Source organism: Acidaminococcales bacterium (assembly GCA_031290885.1).
Lineage (GTDB): Bacteria > Bacillota > Negativicutes > Acidaminococcales > JAISLQ01 > JAISLQ01.
In genome coordinates this window covers 1-4,885 of the sequence record JAISLQ010000083.1, presented here as the reverse complement: position 1 = coordinate 4,885, position 4,885 = coordinate 1, and the positions used below count along the sequence as shown (strand labels likewise).

Genomic DNA, 4,885 nt, shown 5'->3' with positions numbered 1-4,885 from the left:
TCCTTCTCCCTCAACACGTTTAAGAAATGAAGGTGTAACCAATACAATACCGACACGAGATTTTGCCAACCCTTTATCAATTTCACGAAGTAAAGACGAACCTAAAGGAACATCCTTTTCACTAAACCAAATAGTGACACCTTTTGATTCAAGTAAATCGTGTAATTCTTTAGCGGCGCCTTTACGGTCATCCCAAGCGTGGCAAAGAAAAACATCTCGTAAACCTGGTAATTTCGAACGCTTCTCAACATTTTCACGCACAGGGGTAAGCATTCGAATTTCCGCAGGCGTATATAAAATAGTAGAACCAACTGGAGACCAACGTGCTTTTGTTCCGCCAACTCTACTACGACTTGTGGAATTGTTTGATGAAGAATACAGCAAAGAATGGGAGGGATGAGAGTTGTAGCCTCTATAACTACCTCTGGCCCCACATACTGGGCAGTTTGCCCTTCCACTTGCCGTGCGATGACCGTAAACTGGCGCTGTACATCTTGCCATAGTTTTATTCCTCCTATATTTTTTGAATGAAATTTTATCCGTCTGTGTTATTGAAAAAATTCATCTATAATAACTGATACAATACAAAATAAGCACATATATCCGCATATCCCACATTCCAAAATATAAATGTACGCCGGTTCACAATTAGCAACTTTCAGGTAATGCTTATTGCACGATTAAAAAAGCTTAATCAACCCCTTGGCTTTTATAGCGGGTCTTTCCAGATAATTAGCACTCGCCATCCATGAGTGCCAATTCAATAATACCACATATGGGAAGAAAGTCAAGAGCAATGCACCATATATAGATTACAAAAATATTACATGTACTGTAATCTCCCGCCAAGACAAAGCCATTTTAAATTTCCGAGCTTTGGGTTGACGCCAAATTGGATTTGCTTGGCCGGAATGCCGACATTTCACCACTTTACATTATCTCACGGATAAAAAACAGACTGTTTTTTTCCTTTCCAACGGGCTATGATGGTCATACCGGGCAACGGGGCGCGGGAGAAACCCGCCTCCGATGCAATCATCATTGACGGTTGGACGGGGTGAGCATGGAAAACATCTTCAATCCGCAAGAGCCAAGCGACGGGCGCTGGGAATATCGCTACGGGCTGTACGCCCACAAGTTGATAACCGTTGACGGCGAGACGTACACACGCCACTTTATCGTCATAAAGAACCGCTTTGGCCTGATTGCGCGGTTCACGAATCTGCATAACTATGTCGGTGTGTACGACGGCAGGGTTTTCGCTCCATTGGTTTCCGATGCGGAGGCGAAGCTGCGCTATGTTTGCGTAATGCTGAATTACGTGCTGATCGAGCAATATGCGAAGTTTCGGATCGACCATGTTTTTCGCGTGACCCGCGAGGCGTTGGATTGTTTCTTTCGCGACTACGCTCAGGAAATTCTGCCTGACGGCACACATCGCGGCAAGCAGAGCATTGAGAAGTGCGTGGCGACCGTAACGATGTTCTTTCGCAAACTGCGCCGTAAATTCGGCGCGGCGGTATTGCTCGGGGAGAGCGACCTTGTGACGGAAGTGACGGTATGCGACAGGCGCGGCAGGCCACAATGCCGGAAACGTCCTGTTTTCCAAGCAAAAGGCTTTGCAAACCATAAAAAGGCCTTTCGGGAGTTGCCCACCAAGGCATTCCGAATTTTGCTGAACCTCGCGTTCCGCTACGCGCCCGACATCGCGTTCGGCATCTGCCTACAGGCGTTCGCGGGACTCCGTGCGGGGGAGGTATGCAACGTGCGGCGGGAAGGCAGTCCGTTGGGCAATGGGCTGATATTTACATATTTCGAAGGCGAAGCGCGAAAAATAGAGATCGACCTGTTGCGGGAATATCCTCTGCGAAGCGACGGCGTGATATGCGGCAAAATCAAAAGAGAACGCACACAGTGTGTTTATCCGCCTTTCATAAAGGCTTTCTGCGCGGCTTATGAGCGACACAAAGAATTTTTGGCGGCACGGAGTTTCGAGGCGGCATATTGCCCGATGTTTATCAACGAAAGGGGAATGGCTCTGGCCTATGACGATTATGCGCGTCGGTTTTCCGCTTTGACAAACAATCATTTCAGACCCGTGCTTCTGGAGTCGGAAGATGCGGAATGCCGCGTTTACGGGCAGTTGCTGTACGAAAACCGCCTTACAAGCCACGCGTTGCGCCATTGGTATTCCGTCCAACTCGTGTTGCGCGGCGAGGACATCGCACAGGTTCAATACTGGCGCGGGGACGACAATCCCGCAAGCGCATTTGAGTATCTGCAAAACAAGGGCGACTTGGTTAAAGAGGTCGAAAACGTCGGAGGCGCTCTGGCGGAGTTTTTGGTTGACAACGGGAAAATCGGGGAGCGGTGAGGCATATGGAAAGCAGGAACCTATTCTCATACGTTTTGCAAACGGGCAATGAAGTGGGATCGCTCTATCAAAACAGCAAAGCGGACAAGCGGGCGGTTGCGGAGTTTATGGAAGCGAATGATTGGTTCAACACGGAGTATGCGTTGATCGATAAAGCCATTCATATGACATCGCGGGATTTGACTGCGATTCGGGAACGCTTGGTCTTGTGGCTCAAAGCGTACAAGCGGTCTGACCGTGAGAAAACCGCGCTGCTGTTGGGGACATTCAATGATACATATCCCGAAACGTGTCGTTTGTATGCGCGATTTATCTCCGACAGCATAATGGCCGACAAACCGACATCGTGGAAGCTCTTGGATTTCTTGTTTTCGGAGATTGACAGAGAAATCACGGAATACGATGAGAGCGACCTAAAATCATTGGCGGAACGCCTAAACGACGGAGCCACAAGGAAATCCGCGCATTTGTTCGCCGAGTTTTTGGGGACGGCAAAAAGCGACGGCGACGCCATATCATGCTGGACTTACGCCTTCGGCATCCGCGATAGGCCCGCCATTGTCAGCGACGCGTACCCTATGGAAAATTTTGCGCGTATGGCGTACTGTGTTTTCAACGAAGAAATGTGGGCACGGAACAAACTGGCCGAAAAAGCCGCACGAAATCAAACTTACGCAGACATATGGATTTTTGTCGCGCTTCATTTTGTCTGCGCGTTAAGGGCGAGCGATATGAGGCGGCTTCCCGCTCCCGCATTTCCTTACGACGGCGAAACGGTGCTGCGGGAGATAACCGACGGAACGTTTTCAAGGGAAAAAGCCGCCGCGCTGACGGAGAATCTGCGAGTTCGGCTCAAATTAAATCCGATGTATCCGAAAAAAACCGATGCACAGTATCAAGTGCCGGAGATAAGGTTGTTCGTACCGGAAAGCTTAACTGCCCCGCTTGGCCTTATGATTGCGGCGGCGTTGGCGCATCGTCCGGGAATACGCGCAGGTGACGCATTTGTGAAAGCAACGTTTAGGTTGAACAATCTCCGTCTGTTTTTCGGCGAGGATTTTATGGCGGCGCTCGACGGGAGCGGATTTGCGCCGCGACGCTGCAACAAGTCGTATCTGCAAGGGGTCGAACTTGCGGCCGGCGGCGAACCCGGCAGACCCAAAGGTTATATGTTGGCGGCGTTGGCACGAAGCCACAGAAGCGGCATAGGGCGGCTTTCGGAGATAACGGACGCATACTTGAAAGACGCCCGGTTCAGTGGATACAGCCCGGAATTTATCATACGGCAAATGTTTGAACGCGGTGTATTCAGCTTTATTCCTGCCGTGCTGCTGGAAATATATGCGGGCGAGGAATATGCGAAGCTGCCAATAACCGACCAAACAAAACTGATTGGGGTGCTTGGCCTCACGGCAAGCCGCATTGAGGGGCTGATTGAAACGGTGGAGCGCGCAATGATACGAAGCAGGAAAGCCGTAGGCGAAATGATGAATGGTTTTCCGAATATCGCAAAGAGCGTTTGCGATATGCTTCAAAATATCGCGTCGGGATCCGCCCCCGGCAAACAGTGCGACTGCCTGTGTCTGATGACTGCGGCGGGGTTTCCCTGCCCGTTCGCGGGGCGCGACGGTTGCATCGGCTGCGGTTATGAGATTTACACGAAAACGACGATGTACGCGCTTATGCGCGAATATACGTGGTTGAGACGTGACGCTTCCGAAGCGGCGCCAAAGGAGTCATGGCGCTACAAGCTGATTCTGAAACAGGCGGTTATGCCCGCCGTGGCTGAAATGCTGACAGCGGCAAAACTGCTTTATCCAAACGCCGACATTGGAGGGCTGCTTGACATCATGGAGGTGGAATTTGATGGCACTTACGGTATTTCGGGAAGAGATTGAGGCGGATTACAGCCGTTATCTGTCGATAAGCGAACTGGATAAAAATGCGATCGTTCGGGCGCGGGAGATTTTTGACGGCTACAAAAAGCGCGGTGTCATCGTATCCGGCGAATTCGACGATATGTCGTGGACGTTTACCAACGAAACGAAAAACGTCGGCCTGACGCTGTTTACATTTGAAGGCGGAACAAACAAAGCGGCCATGAGCTGGATTGGCTGCACATATCGCCAGTTCGTGCTGTGCGTCAAGGCGTACATCGTGTTTCACCTCGGCGAAATCAGTCTCACCTCGTTACAGGCGATCAACCGTCGCTTTATCCGGTTGGCGTTGGCGTCGAGAGAGGAAACTGTCGGCATGGTTGATTGCGACGCGCACATAATCGCGTTGTTACAGCTTATATCCGGCGGCAACGAGGCGCGGGACGGCGTTATCGAAGAATTGGAGGAAAAGATTGAGCGGAACGCCCGGAACAAGAAAAAGGGAAAGCAACGCCGCCTTGCCGATTTCAGGGCCTATTTGCGGTTTCAGGATGCGATGACCGAATTTTGGCGCACCGCTGACAAACGACAGAAACTTTTTTATTTCCCGCTGTATTTTTGGTGGAATCTTACG

The 4,885-nt window shown here is 50.5% G+C and carries 4 protein-coding genes; 3 read left to right on the top strand and 1 reads right to left on the bottom strand.

Features of this window, described 5'->3' with window-relative positions; translation table 11 throughout:
* Positions 1-501 (bottom strand): toll/interleukin-1 receptor domain-containing protein (locus tag LBO03_10495; GenBank protein MDR3350000.1); only part of this gene is annotated, 501 nt, incomplete at its 3' end.
* 562 nt (positions 502-1,063) lie between these two features.
* Here LBO03_10495 and LBO03_10490 point away from each other — a divergent pair.
* The 3 genes from LBO03_10490 to LBO03_10480 form a co-directional block, all read left to right on the top strand.
* Positions 1,064-2,374, top strand: coding sequence for a hypothetical protein (locus LBO03_10490; protein ID MDR3349999.1), 1,311 nt, complete (start codon positions 1,064-1,066; stop codon positions 2,372-2,374).
* 5 nt (positions 2,375-2,379) lie between these two features.
* Positions 2,380-4,272 carry a hypothetical protein gene (locus LBO03_10485; GenBank protein ID MDR3349998.1) on the top strand — a complete coding sequence of 631 codons (1,893 nt, stop codon included), beginning with the start codon at positions 2,380-2,382 and terminating at the stop codon, positions 4,270-4,272.
* On the top strand, positions 4,241-4,885 hold a 645-nt coding region (locus tag LBO03_10480), incomplete at its 3' end, for a hypothetical protein (protein ID MDR3349997.1). The genes LBO03_10485 and LBO03_10480, both read left to right, overlap by 32 nt.